At 45.4% G+C, this 22,891-nt stretch carries 20 protein-coding genes; 8 read left to right on the forward strand and 12 right to left on the reverse strand.

The window, feature by feature from the left end; translation table 11 throughout:
- Nucleotides 1-128: 128 nt before the first annotated feature.
- Both epmA and efp read right to left on the reverse strand, forming a co-directional pair.
- Nucleotides 129-1,118, reverse strand: coding sequence for an elongation factor P--(R)-beta-lysine ligase (gene epmA / locus AC0J2X_RS05270; protein WP_276205092.1), 990 nt, complete (start codon nt 1,116-1,118; stop codon nt 129-131).
- 64 nt (nt 1,119-1,182) lie between these two features.
- Complete coding sequence (efp, locus tag AC0J2X_RS05275; protein ID WP_014948217.1) at nt 1,183-1,752, reverse strand: elongation factor P; 570 nt, start codon at nt 1,750-1,752, stop codon at nt 1,183-1,185.
- 36 nt (nt 1,753-1,788) lie between these two features.
- Between efp and epmB the strand changes: the two genes are divergently transcribed.
- Nucleotides 1,789-2,814, forward strand: coding sequence for an EF-P beta-lysylation protein EpmB (gene epmB, locus AC0J2X_RS05280; protein WP_472995833.1), 1,026 nt, complete (start codon nt 1,789-1,791; stop codon nt 2,812-2,814).
- Between the two features lies 1 nt (nt 2,815).
- Here epmB and AC0J2X_RS05285 read toward each other — a convergent pair whose 3' ends face one another.
- Nucleotides 2,816-3,007, reverse strand: a complete 192-nt coding sequence (locus tag AC0J2X_RS05285) for a hypothetical protein (RefSeq protein ID WP_044556911.1) — start codon at nt 3,005-3,007, stop codon at nt 2,816-2,818.
- A 277-nt stretch (nt 3,008-3,284) separates the two neighbouring features.
- On the opposite strand from AC0J2X_RS05285, the gene priC reads away from it, so the two are divergent.
- Nucleotides 3,285-3,617, forward strand: coding sequence for a primosomal replication protein PriC (gene priC / locus AC0J2X_RS05290; RefSeq protein WP_187447272.1), 333 nt, complete (start codon nt 3,285-3,287; stop codon nt 3,615-3,617).
- Nucleotides 3,618-3,714: 97 nt separating this feature from the next.
- Here the strand turns inward: priC and AC0J2X_RS05295 are convergent, their stop codons facing one another.
- Together AC0J2X_RS05295 and AC0J2X_RS05300 are read right to left on the reverse strand one after the other, a co-directional pair.
- Nucleotides 3,715-5,010 carry a hypothetical protein gene (locus AC0J2X_RS05295; RefSeq protein ID WP_472995834.1) on the reverse strand — a complete coding sequence of 432 codons (1,296 nt, stop codon included), beginning with the start codon at nt 5,008-5,010 and terminating at the stop codon, nt 3,715-3,717.
- 178 nt (nt 5,011-5,188) lie between these two features.
- The gene (locus tag AC0J2X_RS05300; protein ID WP_472995835.1) at nt 5,189-5,890 is read right to left on the reverse strand and encodes an HAD family hydrolase; all 702 of its coding nucleotides are present in this window, start codon (nt 5,888-5,890) and stop codon (nt 5,189-5,191) included.
- 212 nt (nt 5,891-6,102) lie between these two features.
- Here AC0J2X_RS05300 and AC0J2X_RS05305 point away from each other — a divergent pair, with 212 nt between their 5' ends.
- Nucleotides 6,103-6,777: a hypothetical protein gene (locus AC0J2X_RS05305; RefSeq protein WP_283645331.1), complete on the forward strand. Its 675-nt coding sequence runs from the start codon at nt 6,103-6,105 to the stop codon at nt 6,775-6,777.
- Nucleotides 6,778-6,855: 78 nt separating this feature from the next.
- Here the strand turns inward: AC0J2X_RS05305 and parE are convergent, their stop codons facing one another.
- The 5 genes from parE to nudF form a co-directional block, all read right to left on the reverse strand.
- Nucleotides 6,856-8,751 carry a DNA topoisomerase IV subunit B gene (gene parE, locus AC0J2X_RS05310; protein WP_014997265.1) on the reverse strand — a complete coding sequence of 632 codons (1,896 nt, stop codon included), beginning with the start codon at nt 8,749-8,751 and terminating at the stop codon, nt 6,856-6,858.
- Nucleotides 8,752-8,877: 126 nt separating this feature from the next.
- Nucleotides 8,878-9,459, reverse strand: a complete 582-nt coding sequence (locus tag AC0J2X_RS05315) for a YqiA/YcfP family alpha/beta fold hydrolase (protein WP_061439462.1) — start codon at nt 9,457-9,459, stop codon at nt 8,878-8,880.
- A 119-nt stretch (nt 9,460-9,578) separates the two neighbouring features.
- The gene (locus tag AC0J2X_RS05320; RefSeq protein WP_061439460.1) at nt 9,579-10,412 is read right to left on the reverse strand and encodes a metallophosphoesterase; all 834 of its coding nucleotides are present in this window, start codon (nt 10,410-10,412) and stop codon (nt 9,579-9,581) included.
- On the reverse strand, nt 10,409-10,849 hold the full coding sequence (locus AC0J2X_RS05325) for a DUF1249 domain-containing protein (RefSeq protein WP_014975631.1): 441 nt from the start codon (nt 10,847-10,849) through the stop codon (nt 10,409-10,411). Before AC0J2X_RS05325 ends, AC0J2X_RS05320 begins: the two co-directional genes overlap by 4 nt.
- A complete protein-coding gene (gene nudF / locus AC0J2X_RS05330; RefSeq protein ID WP_049587314.1) occupies nt 10,846-11,472 on the reverse strand; it encodes an ADP-ribose diphosphatase in 627 nt (208 codons plus the stop codon). The genes AC0J2X_RS05325 and nudF overlap by 4 nt, the downstream gene beginning before the upstream one ends.
- A 295-nt stretch (nt 11,473-11,767) precedes the next feature.
- On the opposite strand from nudF, the gene tolC reads away from it, so the two are divergent.
- A complete protein-coding gene (tolC, locus tag AC0J2X_RS05335) occupies nt 11,768-13,141 on the forward strand; it encodes an outer membrane channel protein TolC (RefSeq protein ID WP_049587315.1) in 1,374 nt (457 codons plus the stop codon).
- A gap of 139 nt (nt 13,142-13,280) precedes the next feature.
- Here the strand turns inward: tolC and AC0J2X_RS05340 are convergent, their stop codons facing one another.
- Nucleotides 13,281-13,439 (reverse strand): hypothetical protein, encoded by a 159-nt coding sequence (locus AC0J2X_RS05340; RefSeq protein ID WP_014997260.1) that lies wholly within the window; start codon nt 13,437-13,439, stop codon nt 13,281-13,283.
- 209 nt (nt 13,440-13,648) lie between these two features.
- Here AC0J2X_RS05340 and AC0J2X_RS05345 point away from each other — a divergent pair, with 209 nt between their 5' ends.
- Entirely contained in the window at nt 13,649-14,503 is an 855-nt protein-coding gene (locus tag AC0J2X_RS05345; RefSeq protein ID WP_061439458.1) for an ion transporter, read from the forward strand.
- A 114-nt stretch (nt 14,504-14,617) separates the two neighbouring features.
- Here AC0J2X_RS05345 and prsT read toward each other — a convergent pair whose 3' ends face one another.
- Nucleotides 14,618-17,392, reverse strand: a complete 2,775-nt coding sequence (gene prsT / locus AC0J2X_RS05350) for an XrtA/PEP-CTERM system TPR-repeat protein PrsT (RefSeq protein ID WP_081333954.1) — start codon at nt 17,390-17,392, stop codon at nt 14,618-14,620.
- A gap of 305 nt (nt 17,393-17,697) precedes the next feature.
- Between prsT and AC0J2X_RS05355 the strand changes: the two genes are divergently transcribed.
- The 3 genes from AC0J2X_RS05355 to AC0J2X_RS05365 all read left to right on the forward strand — a co-directional run bounded on the left by AC0J2X_RS05355 (nt 17,698) and on the right by AC0J2X_RS05365 (nt 22,881).
- Nucleotides 17,698-19,482: a DEAD/DEAH box helicase gene (locus tag AC0J2X_RS05355; protein WP_472995836.1), complete on the forward strand. Its 1,785-nt coding sequence runs from the start codon at nt 17,698-17,700 to the stop codon at nt 19,480-19,482.
- Between the two features lie 129 nt (nt 19,483-19,611).
- On the forward strand, nt 19,612-20,994 hold the full coding sequence (gene cysG, locus AC0J2X_RS05360; protein WP_069943717.1) for a siroheme synthase CysG: 1,383 nt from the start codon (nt 19,612-19,614) through the stop codon (nt 20,992-20,994).
- A 318-nt stretch (nt 20,995-21,312) separates the two neighbouring features.
- Nucleotides 21,313-22,881, forward strand: coding sequence for a tryptophan halogenase family protein (locus AC0J2X_RS05365; RefSeq protein WP_283627159.1), 1,569 nt, complete (start codon nt 21,313-21,315; stop codon nt 22,879-22,881).
- Nucleotides 22,882-22,891 lie beyond the last annotated feature (10 nt).

Consider the following 22,891-nt stretch of genomic DNA (forward strand, 5'->3'; position numbering starts at 1 on the left):
ACATTTTTCAGCATTGCCGTGCTCATGTCAACCGCAGGCCAATGTAAGTTACCCCTTATCTAAACTAATTTAATGTTTTGTAAATATTTAGGTGCAAAGCCTTCGCTTTTCTGCCCCATTAAAAGTCTCTAAGCTCTGCTTACCGTGAAGTTGATCACTTCTTGAATGTGTTTTGCATTGGTTTTAAGCATAAGCAAACGATCGATGCCCAGCGCCACACCCGCACACGGTGGCAAACCTGCGTCAAGCGCACTTAGAAAGTTTTCATCAATGGGCTTAGTGGGAAGGCCATGTTCTTCGCGCTTTCTGTTATCCGTTTCAAAGCGCAGCCGCTGCTCTTTTGCTGCACTTAACTCATGAAAACCGTTAGCAAGTTCAGCGCCTTGGTAATACACCTCAAAGCGTTCGGCAACCCGTTCATCAACTGGGCTTAGTTTGGCAAGCGCCGCCTGAGAAGCAGGGAAATCGTAGATGAAGCACGGTTTTTCGTTACCGATTTTAGGTTCGATTACATAGCTGAATAACAGTTGTAACTTGCTGTCATAACTTAGATTTTGCGGCGCATGAATATCTATGTTCTGCTCTTCCATTGCCTTTAACAAAACGTCGTTATCAGCACTTAACGGGTCAATATTTAAATAGGTTTGAAAAGCTTTCTGATACGTCATCTTATCGGCCGAAGCCGTGTTTAAGGTTTCTTGCAGCAAGGCGTCAACCTCGTCCATTAGCGCAAAATGATCAAAACCTAAGCGGTACCACTCTAGCATGGTAAACTCTGGGTTGTGCCAGCGCCCTTCACCTTCATGGCGAAACGCTTTACACACTTGATAAATACTACCGCTGTCAGCGCACAGTAACCGCTTCATGGCATATTCAGGGGAAGTTTGAAGATACAGCGTAGTTGGCTTACCGGATGAGGCAAAATTGAATTGTGTATCAAACGCATCTAAATGCTCATCGGTAACCGTACCGTTTGAAAGTAAAGGCGTATCGACCTCTAACACGTTTCTTGCGTAAAAAAACTCACGGATTGTTCTGAGTAATTCTGCTCGCGCAACACGGGCTTCATGAGTGGTAGTAGGCTGCCAAGATTGCATGTATTCAAACCTAAGAAGAATAGCTAAAACAAAAAACCGGTACACTAAGGCACCGGCTTTACACGTATACAGAATGTCTCAGATATTATTTTTGTGCGCGAGACACGTATTCGCCAGAGCGCGTATCTACACGGATAACTTCGCCTGTTTGAACGAATAGAGGAACGCGAACAACTGCACCAGTGCTAAGCGTTGCTGGCTTACCACCAGTACCTGCTGTATCACCTTTAAGACCAGGATCAGTTTCAGTGATTTCAAGCTCAACGAAGTTTGGCGGCGTTACTGTGATAGGTGAACCGTTCCACAGTGTAATGGTGCAAACGTCGTTTTCTACCAACCACTTGGTATTCTCGCCTACCGCTTTTTCGTCTGCAGCGATTTGTTCGAATGTATCGTTGTTCATAAAGTGGTAGAATTCGCCGTCGGTGTACAAGTAGGCAAGTTCCGTATCCATTACGTCAGCGCCTTCTACTGATTCACCTGAGCGGAAAGTTTTTTCTAAAACTTTACCTGAAATAAGCTTGCGGATTTTTACGCGGTTAAACGCTTGGCCCTTACCCGGCTTTACGTATTCGTTTTCTAGAATGTTGCAAGGTTCGCCGTCCAGCATGATTTTCAGGCCGCCTTTGAACTCGTTAGTGCTGTAATTAGCCATAATTCCTCTGTCTAAACATAAGGTACAAAAAGTTTCGTGGAACAAATAATACCTAAAAAACCGATTTCTGTAGAGCATAACTGGCAAAAAGAATTAGCAAGTAGCTTTACTGATCCTGCAAAGCTATTGCAACACTTAGGTTTAGACCAAGAAAAATACGCACAACACATTAAAGCACGTCGTCTTTTTCCTATGCGTGTTCCACGACATTTTGTGGATCTGATGGAAAAAGAAAATCCCAACGACCCGCTGTTTTTGCAAGTCATGCCGCTCAGCGATGAATTCCTAACATCACCCGGTTATAGCGAAGATCCGTTAGACGAGCACGACACCGCAGGCAAAGGTATACTGCACAAATACGATTCTCGCGTGTTGTTAATGGTTCGCACTGGCTGTGCAGTAAACTGCCGTTACTGTTTTCGACGCCATTTTCCTTATGCCGACAATGCGGTAAGTAAGCACCAATGGCTTGATGTGCTTGAATACCTTCGCAGTAATAACAAAATTAATGAGGTGATTTTTTCAGGTGGCGACCCACTGATGGCGAAAGATGATCATTTGTCATGGTTAGCCAACGAAATTGCCGCCATTCCCCATATAAAACGACTGCGTATTCATAGCCGTCTGCCGGTAGTGCTACCAGAACGAATTAGCCATGACTTCGTTGAATGGTTTAGCGCATTGCCGCTTCAAAAAGTATTAGTGCTGCACGCAAACCACGCAAATGAGATGTCAGAAACGCTAAAATCCCGATTAAACACACTACGAGAGAGAGGTGTGACTCTGCTCAATCAATCGGTATTGCTAAAAGGCGTAAACGATTCCGGCGATGCCATAAGTGATTTAAGTGAAACGCTATTTGAGGCTGGAGTACTGCCCTATTACTTGCACGTGTTAGATAAAGTGCAGGGTGCGAGTCATTTTTATGTGAGTGATGATGAAGGCCGCGAAATTATGGAAAAAGCGATAAAGCGCCTGCCGGGCTTCTTGGTGCCAAAACTGGTGAGAGAAATTGGCGGTCAACCCGGCAAAACGCCTATCGACTTAAAGTTGCATCCCTAACTTACGCGAAGGTATCGACGTTGGCGCCTAACGCGGGGTTTGAAGATGACGATTTTGGTACGTCAGAAGCTGATTCCAGCAACTGAAGCGACGCTTGTCCCTCTTGCTCTTGTTGGCTTTTAGCCAACTTAAGAGAGGCCAACTCAAGTGACGCACCGGACGTTCCAGAGGCACTAGTACCTTGTAGATCCATACCATTTTCCTTTGTTGCTTGTAGCAAAGTAAAAAAATGGGCAGAATTGCCCACCCTTACGATGTGTTGAGTGTTACGTAATCAGCAAATTCGTTAGTGAACCGCAAGCTTTGTAATTTACAACATCGTTAAGTTATCGGCCTTGAAAGGCGAAACTTTAACCATTATTTACCGTAATACATTTGGCGTGGCAAAAAATAATTGCGACGCAACTCATATAAACTTAGGTGTGCAGGTAGTACGCACTCCTAATCACATTAGAAATAAAGGCGTGACTATGCAACAGAGCCAAGAGATGCAAGCTGTCCATCAACAACTTCAAGAAACACTTCAAACGCTACACCGCAAAGCCGTTGATGCCGACCAAATACTGGATAGTTTACAGCGCGATCAAAAAGGTAAGTTTGCAGCAGTATTCGCTGACGACAGTGGGTTTAGCACATCAGCAAAACGCTTTGGCCCCTATGTACAAGAGATAGCGAACGACTGGCAGTCGCTAAAGGAACTGGATGATGATGACGCTAAGCAGGCACTTGCGCCTTTGGTTAAAAAAATAGAGTTGGCGCTGGTGACCATTGCGCAATTTCAGCAGTCTCTATCCCAAAAGTAGTGTAGAACTGCAAATGAATAAAACAAAGCCCGCTTTCATAGCGGGCTTTTTATAGGTTGGCTTCTTACTTTCGGCGCACTCTCACGCGCCTTACCACTTATTTTTGGTAAAGCGGCAGCAAGGCAATTCTCCGATTAATTTCCTGCACTTCTTTTAAGTACGCTTTGCTGTCTACCCGTTGATATTGTTCGGTAAACGCTTGCTTACTTAAGCCTTCAGGCAGCCCATCGATAGGCGGGATGATTTCAAGCTCACTTTGAATGCGCGCAATCGCGTTTTGCACTTCCATTGCAGTATTTGGATGGGTCGCAACTTTTGCAAACTCAGTACCCGACATATCAGCTGCCAGGTCGACAAAACTATAGCCAGAGCCACCATTACCGCGGTCCATGAGTTCTTTAAACTCGCCAATTGCTAGGGACATGCCTTGTTCCGCCAACAATTCCAATGCAGCAGAAATAATAAAGTGACGAGCCAAATCGTTGCGCTTGTGCAGCACAGCACCTCTGCGAGGCTTTAACGCTTTTTCGGAATCTGGCTGGATGTCGCCCACCAAAGTACCAACACGATGATGCCCAACGTAAACCGCTAAAGCGAGGATTACCGCATTATTATGCAGTACTGCATCTTGAGGGGTTTGGCTTTGCTCTCTCGCCCGCGCCATCCCTTCGCGCAAGTATTCAATAAGGGATACCGGTTTATTTGATAAGGCTATTTCTCTACCAGACAAATACCGTAAATAGTACGCAGATAACTGCTGAAGCTCGGTCTGTTCGCTTACCGACATGTTCGACGCCACCACGTTTAACTCGCTTAGCAGCTCATCTAAACGCCCAACATCAAGGGTAAGTTCACCGCTTCTCATGGTCACACGTTCAACCCGCGATAACGCAATGGTGGCTATTTCTGATTGCGTATAAGAGTTCACCGTACGCTCTAAAAACCCAAGTAAAAAACGACCCGGAATGGTTAAGTCGCCAACTTGGACTTGCTCTATACGCAAGCTATCTCCAGGCAGTACTAGTGCTGACGCATTTACATAATACCCCGTATTGTTGATAGCGTAAGTGACGTTAATGGTTCCCGCCAACGGCGTGATATTCACTACGCCCTTAAAGTCAGGTAATGCACGCTGTAACACACCCACTAAGCTTTCGACTTGGGTTTCGGTGAGCGTAACTTGATGGCCTTCTTCTCGGCGAGAAAACGCCTGTTGCAGCTGACCGAGGAGTTCATTAACGCTATCAGCACCATCTAGCTGTGTGGGCGCTGTCGATGCGACTAATGGCGTTTTTTGCACAGCCATAACCGTAACCGTAGCAACGCTTACTACAAGCAGAACAACAATGATGGCAAAAGTAATCAAGAGCCATTTTACGCTACGCAATATCATGAGAAATCAGCTGTACCTGTCATAATAATTAATAAAAAATAAGTTAGCGCCTCTGGCATTCTTCGCTGTAAAACAAAGAAAGTTACGCCCTAACGTGCTGGTTATACTACGTTATCTATTTTCGCGCTACCAGTGACAAGTGGCACGACAAGTCGGCAATTAACCTCCACCGCATTCGCTAAAAAACGAGTTCGCAGTCCACCCAGTCTTTCAAGCTTGTATACCGCACTGTGGCACCAGACAAGTTATGATGTTTCGACAAATCCGTGGGTATCACAACGCAGGCTAGGTTTGCCGCAAGTGCCGCTGTCATGCCGGTTTGCGTGTCTTCAATTGCTACACATTCATCTGGAATTTTTCCTAGCTTGTCCATTGCAAGCGCGTAACAGTCAGGTGCTGGTTTGCTGTTTTCAACGTCTTCAACGGAAACCACGCAAGATATATAAGCACTCAAATCATACTGAGATAAGGTTTTTTCCACCGACTTTTTACTTCCCCCAGTCACAATGCCAATGGTATAGCCTTTGTTTGCACATTGTTTAATAGCTTCCTTAGCAAACGGCATTAAGGGGAAAGCTTTCTTGTCTAAGTAATCGCTAATGCTTTTGTGTTTTTGCTCTGCCAGCTGCTGCGGCGCTATATCGATGTTAAAATGTTCGACGAGATCGACAGCATTTTGCTTTACAGGAATACCCGCCATCACTTCGCAATAAAAATCCTCGCTTAGTTCAACATCGTACTTCAGCAAAATGTCTTTCCACAGGTCAAAATGTACGGATTCTGAGTCAATAAGGGTACCGTCGTGATCAAATAATAGCGTTGTGGTTTTATCGCTTACCGCTAACTGGCGGGTTGATGAAGAAACTGAGTGCAATGCCAAAATAAACCTCCTTGCTAGTTCAATACCGGTTTTGAAAACATATTGGGTGTCATCGATACCGAAAAAACGATAACACCTTTAGCCCCTGTTGCAGTGCTTTGTTAATAGTGATTGTTTGCATGCCATATGTCAGAACATGCCAGAACAGTGCCAGTGCTGTGGTACACTGGGGCATTCACGAGCTAGAACATTTTCAACGTGGAGCAAATTGGGTGCTTTACCACATTTTAGGCTTTGCCAGTGCCGCGCTGTTTTTACTGACATGGTTAGGATTATGGTCACAAATTAAGGCCATGACGCGCTTTCAAGTGCCCGTTTCTAGCGAAAGTGACGATGCTAACCACAGTCTGTCACTTAACCAGTTTGGCTCTAGCTATTTTGCCTTTTTCTCAATTTTCCTATTTGGCATTTCGGTAGAGCCTTTCAACCATTACTTGGTGTGGACACGATTTGGCGCGCTCATACTTACGCTCATTATCATTTGGAAAATATGGCAACACAGGCGCACTTCAATTTCAGGCTATATTGCCGCTATTGCCTTGCTAGCCCTTATTGGTGGCACACTTTCCATTGCTTTTCGGCCATTCCCAACGCTTGCACAGCTTGGCGCAAACACCTTAATGCTGGTCGTTACCGTTATCTTATTTCAAGGTTCACTGCACCAGTGGTTTGTACTGCAGCGCAGACAAAAAGTGGGATCGCTGTCATTTGCGCTGTTTCGCAATATATTGATAAAAGACGTTAGCACTTTATTGTTTGGCCTAACAATGCCATTAAGCCAAAGCTGGCCGCTGCTTATCTTAAATGGTACGAGCGTAATTATGCGCGGCAGTATTTTATTGCAAATGCACAAACTAAAACGCCGAGAACTTCCCGTGTCAGGGTAGTTTCTCGGCGTTTCAACATTAAACTATTAAGCAGAGTGTTCTGCACACGCTTCTGTGCACAAACATTAAAGTGGCGTGTTACAGTACCACTTCAGCCATATTACCTTTACTTTCGAGCCATATTTTACGGTCGCCAGAACGCTTCTTAGCAAGCAGCATGTCCATCAGCTCCATCATTTCTTCAGCGTCTTCAATGGTCAGCTGAACAAGTCGACGGGTATTCGGATCCATGGTTGTTTCGCGAAGCTGTAGCGGGTTCATTTCACCCAAGCCTTTAAAGCGCTGTACGTTGACTTTACCGCGTTTTTTCTCCGCTTCAATTCGGTCAAGGATGCCCTGCTTCTCGCCTTCATCTAGCGCGTAGTACACTTCTTTGCCTACATCTATTCTAAATAGCGGCGGCATAGCAACATACACATGGCCTTGCTCTACCAAGGTTCTGAAGTGACGAACAAAGAGCGCACATAATAAGGTAGCAATGTGTAGCCCATCAGAGTCAGCATCGGCAAGAATACAAATTTTACCGTAGCGTAAACCAGACAGGTCGGTTGAATCTGGGTCGATACCCAGCGCAACTGAAATATCGTGAATTTCCTGTGATGCCAGCACTTGAGAAGAGTCGACTTCCCAGCTATTCAGGATTTTACCGCGCAGCGGCATAATTGCCTGAAACTCTCGGTCTCGCGCTTGCTTGGCCGAGCCACCCGCCGAGTCCCCCTCTACTAAAAACAGTTCAGAGTACGAAATATCTTGTGATGAGCAGTCGGTCAGTTTGCCTGGTAGTGCAGGCCCTTGAGTGACCTTTTTACGCGCAACTTTTTTGGTTTGACGCAGACGGCGCTGTGCATTGTTGATACACATTTCAGCAAGCGCTTCAGCAATTTCAGTGTGTTGGTTTAACCAAAGGCTGAATGCGTCTTTCACTACACCTGATACAAACGCACTGGCCTGACGTGAAGACAGGCGCTCTTTAGTCTGCCCGGCAAACTGCGGGTCCTGCATCTTAGTCGACAGGATATAAGCACAGCGGTCCCAAATATCATCAGGCGATAACTTAACGCCACGGGGCATTAAGTTTCTAAATTCGCAGAATTCGCGCATTGACTCCAGTAAGCCTTGGCGCAACCCATTGACGTGTGTACCGCCTTGCGCTGTAGGAATAAGGTTAACGTAGCTTTCCGTTACCAAATCTCCACCTTCAGGCAACCACATTACAGCCCAATCGGCGGCTTCTGTATTGCCGCTGAATGTACCCACAAACGGCGTGTCAGACGGTAAGGTTTCAAACTCTTCTACCGCTTGGTAGAGGTAGTCTTTAAGGCCATCTTCGTAATACCACTCTTGGCTTTCTTTGGTAATCTTGTTGTCGAAACGAATGCGCAGACCCGGGCTTAACACCGCTTTAGCGCGCAAGTTGTGCACAAGTCGGCTGGCTGAGAATTTTGCCGAGTCGAAATATTGCGGGTCAGGCCAGAAGTGAACACGGGTTCCTGTATTGCGTTTACCGCAGGTATCGATAACCTGTAAGTCTTCGACTTTGTCGCCGTTTTCAAAGGCGATTTGATATACGTTACTGTCTCGTCGAATAGTCACTTCTACGCGGGTTGAAAGCGCGTTAACTACCGAGATCCCTACCCCGTGAAGACCACCAGAAAAGGCATAGTTTTTGTTTGAAAACTTACCACCTGCGTGAAGTTTACATAGAATAAGCTCTACGCCTGATATTCCCTCTTCAGGGTGAATATCTACCGGCATACCACGACCATCGTCGATAACTTCTAACGATTGGTCTTCATGCAAAATAACTTTGATATTAGAGGCATGCCCAGCAAGCGCTTCATCCACACTGTTATCGATGACTTCCTGACCCAAATGATTCGGGCGGGTAGTGTCGGTATACATACCAGGGCGGCGTTTTACGGGGTCGAGGCCGTTTAAAACCTCGATAGCATCTGAATTGTATTGATTTGACATAGTTATGGTTGTTATTTAAGCCAGCGACAAAGAAAGAGATACGCAGCACTAAGGTTAGCTATATAGTATAGCGCCGCACAGCAATATGTTTGATGTTAGCAGGGCTAGTAAAGACTGGCAATGCGCTTATTTCAGCAAAAACTCGGCAATAGCAGGCAAGTGATTTTCGTAGCCTACAAAGCTGTGATCGCCACCCTCTTCAATAACCAGGTGACTTTGCGCGTACTTTTCTTCAGCCAAACGGTAATCCAACGTTTCATCTTCTGTCTGAAGCAACACTTTGTAACTGTTTGGTTCTTTGATTGACGCTGCCTCTAACGCTTGAATTACCCCTATATCGCTTTCAACTATTTCAAACTTTTCCTTGCTGTAAGGATTTTCATGAGTGCCGATTAAGCCTTGCAACAGCTCGTAGGGGCGAACTGCAGGGTTAATTAACACCGCTTTGCCTCCAAATTTTTCAAGCAAAAACGTAGAGAGATAGCCCCCCATTGAACTACCTATAAGCTTCAGCCCGTTTTCAAGCAGAGCTGGAGTGTTCTCAATAAGTGAAATTAGCTGGCCTTCTACTTTACTGGGGAAATTAGACAGCTCTGGAATATGTAGGGTAACGTTTGCGTGATGCTGCTCAAAATACGCTTTTGTGGCTTGCGCCTTAATGGATTTCGGCGAACTTAAAAAGCCGTGAAGATATAAAATGTGCTGCATGTTTTTCTCTATTCTGTGTTCTCTGTTTCTATATTTAATATGGACTCGATGAGAGTTCAAAACTGTTCTTAACGCCAAATACTTCCAAAACAGCCACGCTTAAGCAAAGAGCGCGAAAGCTAAACCCGAACAACCTTAACGCCCACCGAGCCACCATCCATTAAGCTCATCACCTGATACCCTGGCGCTTCATTGCTAACACCGAATTCGGGACGCATTTCCCATTGCCAACAGGTAGATGGGCTTGCGTAAGAAAGCGTTTTGTTCACTCCTATTTGCTGGCGCAATGGCGAATGCACATGGCCGTGAATGACAGCTTTCACTTGTGGATGTTCGTCTATTAACGCGGCTATCTGTTGCCCGTTAGCTAACGAGTGCTTATCCATCCAACTGTTTGAAGGCAATATGTGGTGATGAAGTGCAACGAGATGATTGGCCTGTGGTGACCTAATTAGCGCTTGTTCTAGCGCCTGTATATCGCTTTCTTTTACTTCCCCGGCTGCCGTTTGCTTATTGGTTATAGCGCGGGTATCCAGGCCGTGTATTTGCCAATTGGGAAAGCTTATCGGGTCATTGCTCTTTAAATAACGGCTGCTAAGATATTTTTCAAAGTACGGATTATTATCGTGGTTACCCGCCAGCACAAACCATTCTATATTTGCTGGCTCAATATATTGCTCCATCAATGCGATAAAATGCTCGTAGCTCTCAGGTGAATTATCGCCACTAATATCCCCAGTCACTAGCACAATTACTTGGTGCTTTGCTCTCTGTTCTGGCTCGCTGGCAGCTTTTTGAGCAACGTAATTTTTAATATCAACGCTATCAACAACATATTCCCGAACGCTACTGAGCACGCGTGCTAGCGATTTATAGGGCGCTATACCCGCATATCCCGTTTTATTTTTATCTTTCAGTAAGTGGCAATCACTGAGTTGTATAAGTGTAATCACGCTTCAGAGGTAACATTTGAGGAGTGTTGCAAACAGAAGTTTAGCCACTCAGCTAAAAAGATGTTCACCATATGCTTTTCGTTGCGCTGGCGCATCTTTAAGTTCGGATACTCGTAAGAGGGTTCGAGCGCTCCCGTATTTTGGCTATTGATAACCTCCGCCATGCGAGCGTCGTGATATAGGCGCACCGTCATACTAGGCGTTAAGTAAGACGGCATGTCTTTAGTGGTTTGCTTAATACTTAATGTACTGGTGTAGCGAGCAGACTCCACAATGCGTATTTCATAAGACAGGCCCACTCCTACCGAAAATTCATAGCTCAAATCTTCCGTATCGCAATCAGGCAAAATTCTTAGAACATGGGAGTAGTTCAGTTCGCAAAGCGCCTGCATGGAAGGAAGATGAGGTACATATTTTCGTTGGTTGCGTTGAGTCACGATGTCTGCCACTGCTCCAGAAGTTGTGTTTTGTGCATAAAGAACCATTGTAGCGCAATTACCGCTGCGGCGTTGTCAATATGGCCATTCTCCAACCATTCAAGGGCTGTGTTCTCTTTAATGCGATGCACTTTAATATCTTCAGACTCACTTTCCAGGCCGTGCACACCATGCGCTTGGCTAGCGTCGGTCTTTGCAATAAAAATATGTAATCTTTCTGTGGTCCCGCCCGGACTAGACAAATAGCTCAATGCTTTCGTTAATTTATCTAACGTGATACCCGCCTCTTCCATAGACTCTCTATGGCATACCGCTTCAGGTGTTTCACCTTCATCAATCATGCCAGCAATAATTTCTATCAACCAAGGGCTTGAAGATGTGGCTAATGCCCCAATTCTTACTTGCTCGATTAGCACAAACTCTTGAAGAACTGGATCGTAAGGCAAAACGCCTACTGCATGACCGCGTTCAAATATTTCTCGCGTGACGGTATCACTCCACTCTCCATTAAAACACTTGTGCTTAAATTGATACTGATTCATGGTAAAGAAACCACGATACACTGGCTTAATGTCAGTGATTTCGACGTCATTTGAGGTAAATGAAAGGAATTCCTTGCTCATTTGCTGACACTTATGGTTCAAATAGATTTATCATACATAGTACATTTACACACCAACCATGTATATGCGTTAAAAATGCATAACGGGGTGTGAGCGAATAACAGAAAATCATATTACAAGTCGTCTATTACTATAATAATTGCGTGGGTAGATCACATATTCTGTTACAGTTAATCAAATACTGTTACGAGTTTGGACTTTCGGTTTGTGGTTGAATTTTCATACACTTGGTTTTATTAAGTCGTCCCTTAGAGCGAATGACGACGCAACTTGAACACAACAGGAAGACGTAAGCATGAAACGAACACTTCTGTCGCTGGTTATCGGAGTTTCGATGACAACGGGTGCGCTGGCCGATGACCTTATGCAGGTATATCAACAAGCACTGGCGAACGACCCATTGGTAAACCAAGCGAAAGCGCAACGTGATGCAGCGTTTGAAGGGATTAGTATTAGCCGCGCAAACCTTCTACCACAGATATCTGGCTCGGTAGGCTATACAACTTCTACAGCTGAACGTGCACAAACGTTAGGTGCTAATGCTGATGACCTTCAAATTGTGGTATTTGAAACAGACGTAGACACTATCGATTATGGTTTGCAGGTACAAATGTCACTTTACGACCACGCAAACTGGCTAGGGCTGGATCGCGCTGAAAAAGTGGCCGAGCAAAGCGACGCCCAGCTTGCCGCTAGCATGCAAGACGTTATTGTGCGTACGGTTACTGCTTATTTTGACGTACTACGTGCACGTGACAATGTTGAATTTGTGGGCGCTGAAAAACGTGCCATTGAGCGCCAGTTAGAACAAACTCGCCAGCGTTTTGAAGTGGGTTTAACGGCTATTACTGACGTACACGAAGCTCAGGCCAATTACGACAGCACGGTGGCGCAGGAAATCCAAGCAAAGAACCAGCTTGAATTTGCTCTTGAAGCGCTTCGCGTAATTACAGGTAAATATCACGATCGTTTGTTTGGGCTAAACACAGAGAATTTTGCCGCAACTATGCCTGTGCCAGCGGCTGTCGATGAGTGGCTAGAAACTGCGCAGGATAAAAACTTAGCACTTCTGGTTGACAGACTTGCTATGGATATCGCGAAAGAAGATATTTCAATTGCGCGCTCGGGTCACTTACCTACCCTTGGTTTAACAGCTAACGCATCGCGAAGCAAAGACGATATTTCAAACCCGTTCTTACAGTTTGAAACACCTTATCTTGATAGTCAGTCAGTTGCGGTTCAATTGAATGTGCCTATCTATCAAGGCTCTCGCGTTTCATCGCAAACCGACCAAGCTAAGTTTAACTATGTTGCAGCAAGCCAAGCAGCTGAACAGACTTATCGTCAAACTGTGCAGTCTATTCGCAGCTCGTTTAACAATGTAAAAGCGTCAATCTCAACGATTCGTGCTTTAGAGCAGTCAGTGGTCTCAGCAGACAGCGCCCTTAAAGCAACAGAAGCAGGTTTTGATGTAGGTACACGTACCATTGTTGACGTGCTAGACAGCACACGTAACCTGTTCGATGCACGTCGTAACCTTGCGGGCGCACGCTATGACTTTATTCAGTCAGTGGTTACGCTTAAGCAAGCGGCAGGTACATTGACAGGTGAAGATGTGGCTATGATCAACCGTGGTCTTAAGCCAGCAGAAACCAACACCAATGATTAGCATTGGATAGTTGAGCGTTTAGTACATGCTCAATAGTGAAAGAAAGGGTAGCCAGTGCTGCCCTTTTTTATGCCTGAGATAATATGACACCTGAAGAAATGCGATGCTGAGTCGCGAAAAAGGGCTATGTTAATGATGATTAAGTTGGCGATGTAGGTGTATATTTCTTAAGTGCGCTTAGCAGTTGGCGATATTCCATACGCAAGGCTTCTGCATTTTGCTTTGTGGGCGCGAAGTTAGACAAGCGTTCCGCTACACGATGCAATTTCTCTTGCAACAACCGTAATTCATCATCCATGATTATGCCCTTTATTTTTAAGCCTGTGTATTCGGCTTGATAAACGTTTAGGTAACGTGCGACGAGACAGGTTTAAAACGCCCGTTGTGCCCCTACATTTGTATGCAATAAGTGCGCGTACGCTGCACTTCTGATTATTTAGTATACAGCCAATGGCGCTTACCACAAGCCCTTTGGCTATTCGGTTTTTCTTTGAGTGATAAATAGAAATGCAAGCCTCTGAACTTCAAAATAAATTTGAGCGCATTCGAGCCAATAAATGGTTCGAAGCCTTTGTAATAAGCGTTATTGTTATTTCAGCGCTACTCGTAGGTGCCAAGACCTATGAACTGCCAGCTGGCATGTCGTCAGTAACACTATTTTTAGATTGGTTTATCAGTGCCTTCTTTCTAACAGAAATCACCATTCGTTTTTTGGCTGAAAAACGTAAACGCTACTTTTTCAAGAGCTTTTGGAACTGGTTTGACACACTGATTGTGGTTATTAGTCTCATTCCGGCAGACGATACCGAACTGGCACTTATCGCCCGTTTGGTGCGTGTGTTCCGCGTATTGCGTATGATTTCGATCATTCCCGAGCTCAGGATCTTATTAGTTTCTTTGGTTAAAGCACTGCCCCAATTAGCATATGTCATGCTGTTGATGTTTATCATTTTCTACATTTACGCAGCTATAGGCAGTACTTTATTCGAAACCATCAATCCCGTGCTGTGGGGCGATATCACTATCTCGATGCTAACGCTCTTTAGAATTATGACATTCGAAGATTGGACCGATGTAATGTACGAGACTCAGGAGGTTTACTCGCTAAGCTGGATTTTCTACCTTACCTTTATTTTCTTTACAGCGTTCGCGTTCTTGAACATGGTGATTGGGATCGTGGTGAACGTGATGGAAAGAGAAAACGAAAAAGCACGAGCAGAAAAAGAAGCCGCCTTACTTGAAGAGCAAATTGCCCAAGGGAACGTAGAGCCAACCCTTCAAGATGTAATGAAAGAACTACGAGAGCTGAAGGCACAGCTTGCCGCTAATAATCAAAATAGCACGGTAAACAAAACCAGCTAAGTGCGTTCTGTCCGAATAGCGCAATTGAAAAAGGCCACAGTGATGTGGCCTTTTTAGTTTCTCAAAAATGGTGATGCCTAGATTTAGGCTAAAGCAAGATACGCCCGGGCGAGTCTAAAGCCCGTATTGCTGCTTAAGTGACTCCGCTCTTTGCTTGGCTGCCTCTGACTTAAACTCTCGGCTTGCCAGCTTGCGCGAGGCGAGCGCCTTTTTATCGAGTTCAAGTAATACACTCACATAATTTAAATATACGTCGTCGTTCGCAATAGGACGTGCAGCGACTTCCTCGTACAGTTTAAGCGCTGCGGCTTTGTCGCCTTTAGCAATGTATATTTGCGCTAGCGTGTCCGCGGCGTCTGCGTTCTCACGCTGCAGTGATACGGCCTTTTTAGCGAGCTCTTCTGCTCGGGTAAGTTTTTTATCTTCCAGCGCCAAAAACGCCAGGTTATTTAATACGACAAAATTATCTGGCGTTTTAGCTAGCACCTGTTCATAAGTTTTAATGGCTGCTGCTCGGTCTTTGCCAATTTGACGCTCGGCTAACAGCATTGCACTTGGGATGTCGTTGCTGTGCATCTGAACGTGTTTTTCAAGGAACGTATGGGCCTGAGCTTTTTTATCCGACATCTCCAACGCTGCCGTTAATAACAAAGCATTGTCAGAGTTTGGCGTGGCGTCATAAGCAGCTTTTGCATGCTCTACCGCTTGCTCTGGCGCTTTATCAATAAGATACAAACGCGCAATCACACCTCTTACAAACGGCAGCGCTCTCACCTCTTCAGCGGTACTATTTATTATGTCCCACGCAGGTTTAGCCTGACCCAGACGGCTGTGGAAGTATGCTTTCAATAAAGTTAGCTGTGCGTCAGGACGTTTAGCTAATACCTTATTTATTAATGTTAGCCCCTGTTCAAATTGCTTTTGCGAATCAACAATTAACAATTTCCCCAATACCGCGTTTTTATCTTGAGGGTAAAACGATAGCCAGCGATCAAAGAATGCTGTCGCATCTTTCAAATTGTTAGTTGCGATGAGCGCTTGGCCTTTTAGATTCCAAAACGCTTGCGGTGACGCTTCATTCCCTTCTACATCAGCTAAAAGCGAAACCGTTTTATCAAGCTGATTATTAAGCGAATACATTCTTGCAAGTAAAAGCCTTAAATTCAGGTCGCCTTTTTTAGCGTTAAACTGTTGTTGGGTATGTTTAATTACTTGCTCTGCGTTACCTTTTTCAGTGGCTAACGCAAACCACAACGCCAGCGCAGGCACATCGGCAGGGTTCTTATCAATGAACGCGCGAAGAGAGGAAATCGCGTCGTCTTTTTTGCCTTCTGCTACCAGTAGTTTTGCGCGAGAGTATACCACCTCATTTTCAGCACCTTTCAGTTTGCTTGCCTTATCAAGGTATTGGGCGGCTTCTTGATAAGCTCCTTCTGCGGTAGCGATATTGCCTAAGTAGATAAGCGGCGCGGCGGTGTCAGGCGATTGTTCGTGCCACTCTTTGGCAGCACTTTTTGCTTTTTCCAACTGGTTGGTAGCAATGTAAGCTCGTAGTAACGTGGCTTGTGACGTCACTGATTCTGGCGACTGTTCAACGGCCTGTTCAAGATTCACAAGACCATCGACATCGTTTAACGACAATTGCAGCACACCCAAACGAGAGAGATCCTCTGCCGTGGTACTCACCGCTTCAGATTTTTCCACCATTTGCTTAGCGCCAACCACATTGCCGTCTTTTAACAGCTGGTAACTAGCTTTTGAGAATAACGCAGCATCAACACCTTCTTCACCTTTCACTCTGGCTAACACTTTTAGCGCTTCATCGTTCTCACCTAACTGCAACATACTGTCTGCCAGCATGCGAAGGCCTGGATGATTGTCGGGAAGGCTAGACGCAACCATTGTAAGGTGACGTTGCGCAGCTTCAAAATCTTGTATTTGGTAAGCGCTAAAGCCCGCAACCAAGCGCACCACTTGGTCACTTCTGCCGTTTTGAACGGCTATCTCTAGGTGTTTTAAGGCTTTTGCGTAATTTTCGTTGGCCGACTCAATAATTCCTTTAAAGGTGTTAAGCAGCGGATGATTTTCATTAAGAGCTAACAAGTCATCAACAATAGGCTCTGCTTTATCGAGTTCTCTTATCTCAATCAGTAGTGCTGCATAGGCAAATTTGCTGGTTACGTCGTCTGGATACTGACTCACATACACGCCGTAGACCTCGGCAGCTTTACTCGGCTCACCTTTTTGAAGATAAATTTTTGCTAGCTGTTGTAGCACGTCTTTATTGGTGGGGGCTTGTTCTCGCAGCTTCTCGGTGGCGGCTAGCGCTCCATCCATGTCGTTGTCTAAAACAAAGGCATAACTGTCAATAAGGCCTTTGTAGACTGAGCTCGTATCTAGGGTTGATAAATCAGCCAGTAGCGTTTGAGCTTCTTCGTTTTTACCTAGCTGCATTAAAGCCTGTAGCTTATAAAAACCCACTTCGGCTGATTCAACTGCTGACATCCCTTCTGCGCGATAATCTACTTCGGCCAGCGCATTTTCTGCCCCTGACTGTTGGTAAGCGACCGACAATAAAGGAATGACTTGGCTAACAGGATGCCCAAGTTCCATTGCCTTGTTGAGTTCTTTTTCAGCAGCTGAAAAATTACTTTGCTGCAAGTACAGCTTGCCAAGTTCGAAGCGCGGTGCTGCGGCATCGGGCGCTTTTTGAATGGCATTTTTATATTCAACAATGGCGGCGTCGATTTGTTGAGAAGAGGCGTAGTTCCTTGCATCTGCCAAATGGCTCTCCATTGATTTTTCACTACATCCAGATAAAAGCGCGCTGGTCAGCATTACCGCTAACGTTGTGCGTTTAAGTAATGTATTGGGTTTCATTTTTGTCATTGTAATTCCTTGCCCTACCTCAACTTTTTATTGTCACATCGCTACACATTGAAAATAGCGCATGGTGTACTGTCTATTATTTCATCTAAACTGTGCAATTTCGTGGCAACCTGTCCATTATTCGAATATAATATGGTTTTTTGCAACACTGCTGGCAAGCATATCGCGAAATACGCTACGAATACGCTTCATAAACTCGCCCGAAAGGCCAGTTCATCGCTGTATAGCGTCTTGCGATAATAAACCGAAAAAGTACGGTTTAATCGTATGCCGCACCCTCCTTACTTAATGCACCAGGACCCTTAATGACCACAACTGTCGACATGACATTTAAAGACCTCAATTTACCAGAACCTATCTTACAAGCCCTTGAAAAAGTTGGCTACGAGAAACCGTCTCCTATTCAAGCAGAGAGTATTCCTCTTTTACTTGAAGGGCACGATCTACTCGGTCAGGCACAGACAGGGACAGGAAAGACCGCTGCGTTTGCCCTGCCTATGTTGGCAAATATCGATCCTGAGCAACGTAAGCCGCAATTACTGGTATTGGCCCCAACCCGTGAACTAGCTATTCAGGTTGCAGAGGCGTTTCAGGTTTATGCGAGCTTTAGTCAAAAAATTAAAGTACTTCCAGTATACGGCGGTCAGTCGTACGACAATCAAATTCGCCAGCTTAAACGCGGCGTTCAAGTGGTTGTGGGTACACCAGGCCGTATCATCGACCACATTAAGCGTAAGACACTAGACTTAAGCGAGCTTAAGTTCCTAGTTCTAGACGAAGCTGATGAAATGCTTCGCATGGGCTTCATTGATGATGTTGAGCTTATTCTTAGCCACGCACCAGAAGAGCGCCAAACGGCCTTATTCTCAGCAACTATGCCTGGCCCAATTAAGAAGATCACTCAGCGTTACTTAAAAGATCCTAAGCACGTTAAAATTGCGTCTAAGGTAAGCACCGCGAGTACAATTCGCCAGCGTTACTGCCAAATCGCACCGCACCACAAACTTGAAGCGCTAACCCGCATCATGGAAGTGGAAGTGTTCGACGGTATGATCATATTCGTTCGTACTAAAACCGCTACGGTTGAACTAGCAGATAAACTATCTGCTCGTGGTTACGATGTAGAGCCGCTAAACGGTGATATTCCTCAGGCAGCCCGTGAGCGTACTGTTGAAAAGCTTAAGCAGGGTAAAATTGATATCCTTGTTGCTACCGACGTAGTAGCCCGTGGTCTTGACGTTGAGCGCGTAAGCCACGTTATCAACTACGACATCCCGTACGATAGTGAGTCATATGTACACCGTATTGGTCGTACTGGTCGCGCTGGACGTCAAGGTGATGCAATCTTGTTTATTTCTCACCGTGAAAAGCGCTTGTTGTTCTCGATTGAGAAAACCACTAAGCAACCTATTGAAGCGATGCCAATTCCTTCAATTAGCGAGATAAATGAAACCCGTTTGAGCCGCTTTAAGCAGTCAGTTGCCGAAGCAGCGCAAGACGATAGCATTGAGTCATTAATGCCAATCGTTGAGATGATTAAAGAAGAAAACGAAGCTTCTCCTGAAGTTTTAATGGCTGCGCTACTTAAAATTGCGCAAGGTGATGAGCCGTTAATTCTTAAAGAATCAGATCGCCCTGATATCAACAGCAAGCCTCCGCGTGATAGCCGCGACAGCAACTCTCGTGACGGTCGTGAGAGAAAGCCGCGAGTACCTCGTGGAAACCGCAAACCTGAAGAAGGCATGCAGCGCTTCCGTATTGAAGTGGGTCATGTTCACGGCGCTAAGCCTGGTAATATCGTGGGCGCTATTGCGAACGAAGCGAATATTAATTCGAAGCACATTGGCGCTATCGAAATTTATGACAACTTCAGCACGGTAGACCTTCCTGAAGGCATGCCGAAGGAAACGCGCGATACGCTACAGGGCACCCGTGTTGCCGGTCAGCGTTTAAACATTCGCGAATGGTCAGATACACCGCCGGCTAAAGGTCGTGGCGATCGTGGTAACCGTGGTGACAGAGCGCCTCGCGGCAATCGTGAAGACCGTCCTAATCGCGGAGATCGCGAAAACCGTAAGCGTAAGAACTAAATAGCAACACATTCAGCCTTTATATAACTAATAGCAATATAAAGGCTGTTTTCGTTGTTTTCTAATTAAAAAGAATTGGCGCAAAATAGTGTCAGTTCTTTTTTTGTATTTGAAGCTAAGAAAACCTTTATGGATTACTTTCCGTTATTCCTAGACGCCAGAAAACTCAATGTTCTAATTGTTGGGGCTGGTGAAGTAGCAGCCCGTAAGCTAGAGCTTATTATGAAGACACCTGCGACCATCACTGTAGTGGCGCCTTGGGTTTGCGATACGGTGAAGCAATTGGCGCAAAATGAGAAAGTAACACTTATTGAACGAGAGTTTGAAAATAGTGATCTCACCCATAAAGATATGGTCTTCATTGCCACAGATAAAGGCGATGTTAATCAACATATTCACGACTTAGCGCGCGCTAACAAAGTGTTGGTGAACGTGGTGGACAATACGCCGCTTTGCCAATTCATCACCCCCTCTATTGTTGACCGCTCTCCTATCGTTATTGCTATGAGTAGTGGTGGTGTAGCGCCTGTTTTGCTTCGTTATTTACGTCAAAAGTTAGAGACTGTACTGCCTGCTAACTTAAGTCGATTGGGCGCGTTTTCTGAAAAATTTCGCGACAAAGTAAAGCAAACGCTTAATGGCGTTACCGCTCGTCGATACTTCTGGGAAGACGTGCTCGATGGTGACATTGCTGAAATGGTAGAAAAGGGCCAAGACAAAAAAGCCGATGATGCATTTGAATTAGCATTGCAAGCCGCCGCTCAAGACAAAAAAGTAGAAGGGCAAGTGTATTTAGTAGGAGCAGGCCCTGGCGACCCCGACCTTCTCACCTTTCGCGCATTGCGCTTAATGCAAAAGGCCGACGTGGTAGTCTATGACCGCTTGGTATCGCCGCAAATTCTTGAGCTTGTACGCCGTGACGCTGAGAAAATCTATGTTGGGAAAGCTAAAAGCAATCACACGCTTCCCCAAGACGACATTAACCAATTAATGGTTGATGAGGCTAAAAAAGGCAATCGTGTGGTGCGTTTAAAAGGCGGCGACCCATTCATATTTGGACGTGGTGGAGAAGAAATTCAAACACTTATTCAGCACGGCATCGACTTTCAGGTAGTTCCCGGCATAACCGCCGCAAGCGGGGCGTCTAGCTATGCTGGCATTCCACTTACTCATCGCGATCACGCACAGTCTGTGGTATTTGCCACCGGTCACCTAAAAAATGGCACTATCGACCTCAACTGGCCTGCCCTTGCACAGAAAAATCAAACCGCTGTGTTTTATATGGGTTTGACAGGCTTGCCGATTATCTGCGAAAAGCTCATTGAACACGGTCTTGATGCCAATACGCCTATCGCTTTAGTTCAATCGGCGACTACCGAAAAGCAGGCGGTACTAACAGGCACGCTGAGCAATATTGTGGCTAAGCAAGAAGAGGCGCAATTACAGCCTCCTACACTTATTATCGTCGGTTCAGTTGTTAGTTTACGTGACGAACTAAACTGGTACCAATAATCCCTTCCTGCCCCTTTGTGTAAATAAAGGGGCTCTGTACCAGCTTTGCCGTTTATGAACGTCGGCTTCTACTTACCTCCTCTTCAACATTGCTCTGCCGCAATTTCCCAACCGACTACCAACATCTGCCCCAATAATTTCCCTCTGTATTATTGGCAGTAAACAATGCTGCCTGTACTCGTAGTTAATTGCGTTATTTCCTGACTACCGACTAATTATGTAAACGTTTCCACTTACATTTAAGCCCCATTTAATATACATTTAAGAAAAACCAAATCGTTAACATTTTGTTTTCATAAAGTAGGCTTTGGGAAAAATATGCATCAAGCGAATAGCCCCCTTCGTCGTATTGTTGTTGTAGGTGGTGGTGCCGCTGGCTGGTTAACCGCTTCAATCATCGCTGTAACGCACAAGCACGATGACAATATTAGTGTCACCTTAGTTGAGTCACCAGATGTCAGTATATTGGGTGTAGGCGAAGGGACGTGGCCTACTATGCGCAGTACGCTTCTTAAAATTGGTATCAGTGAAGAAACCTTTTTAGCCCAGTGCAATGCGTCTTTTAAGCAGGGTACCAGTTTTCACAATTGGCGCTCAGACACCATTGAACATCAGTACTACCACCCTTTCAGCCTGCCATTTAGGTACTTTGAAAGCGACGTAGCAGCATGGTGGCAAAGCTACGCAGCAGAGCAAGATTTTGCACATGCTGTATGTTCCCAGGCCGCGTTATGCGACCATCACCTCGCACCCAAGCAGCGTCAAACGCCTGCGTATGCTGGCATTGCAAACTATGGTTATCACCTTGACGCAAACAAGTTTGCAGCCCTACTTCAAAAGCACGCGACAACGGTTTTAGGTGTTCAACATATTGTGGATCATGTGGATGATGTGGTTGGCTCATCTTCAGAACCTATTGCTGCAATAGTGGGTCGTGAACACGGTAATATTACTGGTGATCTATTCATAGATTGTACAGGCTTTGCGGCAAGGTTAATTGGTCAGCACTATGGTATCCCCTTAACATCTTGCTCCAACGTACTGGCCAACGACAGTGCTATCGCAATCCAAGCTCCCTACGTTGACAGCTCAGTTGATATTGCCTCTACCACACACTCAACAGCTCAAGACAGTGGCTGGATTTGGGACATTGGTTTGCCTTCGAGAAAAGGTGTGGGATACGTGTATAGCTCAGCGCATTGCAGTGAAGATGAAGCAAGAGCAACACTGGAGACCTACTTAAAGCACGACAAGAAAACCGCTGATGTGGATGTTAGCAAAGCGAGAAAGATCACATTCTCACCGGGCTACCGTAAAACGCTTTGGGTAGAGAATTGTGTCGCCATCGGCACATCTGCTGGCTTCCTAGAACCTTTGGAAGCGTCGGCGCTTGTCATGATTGAATTATCTGCCACCCACATAGCAAAACAACTGCCTAGAACATATAAAGAATGCCAAGCGGCTGGTCGACAGTTTAATCAGGCTTTCGAAAAAAAATGGGAAAGAATAGTCGACTTCCTAAAGCTTCATTATGTGTTGAGTGAACGTGAAGCTTCTGCGTACTGGCGTGATATGCGGAACCAAGAGAGCTGCTCCACCCAGTTACAAGATTGGCTAACCCTGTGGAAAAGCCGCAGCCCTATTTCATCTGATTTTGAACTTCGTGAGGAATTGTTCCCCGCGGCCAGCTATTTGTTTGTTCTATACGGCATGGGATTCAGGTCGCAGTACAATGATGTCTATCAAGCCAATTTGCACACTCCTGAACAGCGGCAGGCCTACGCAAAACATGTACAAAGTACTCAGCAACAACTCAGTGGTTTACCCACTAATCGACAGTTTTTGAATCAAGTAGCACAATCCCAAGGTCTCTCAATGCATTATTAACGCCCACTGC

Source organism: Alteromonas sp. R7 (assembly GCF_055755235.1).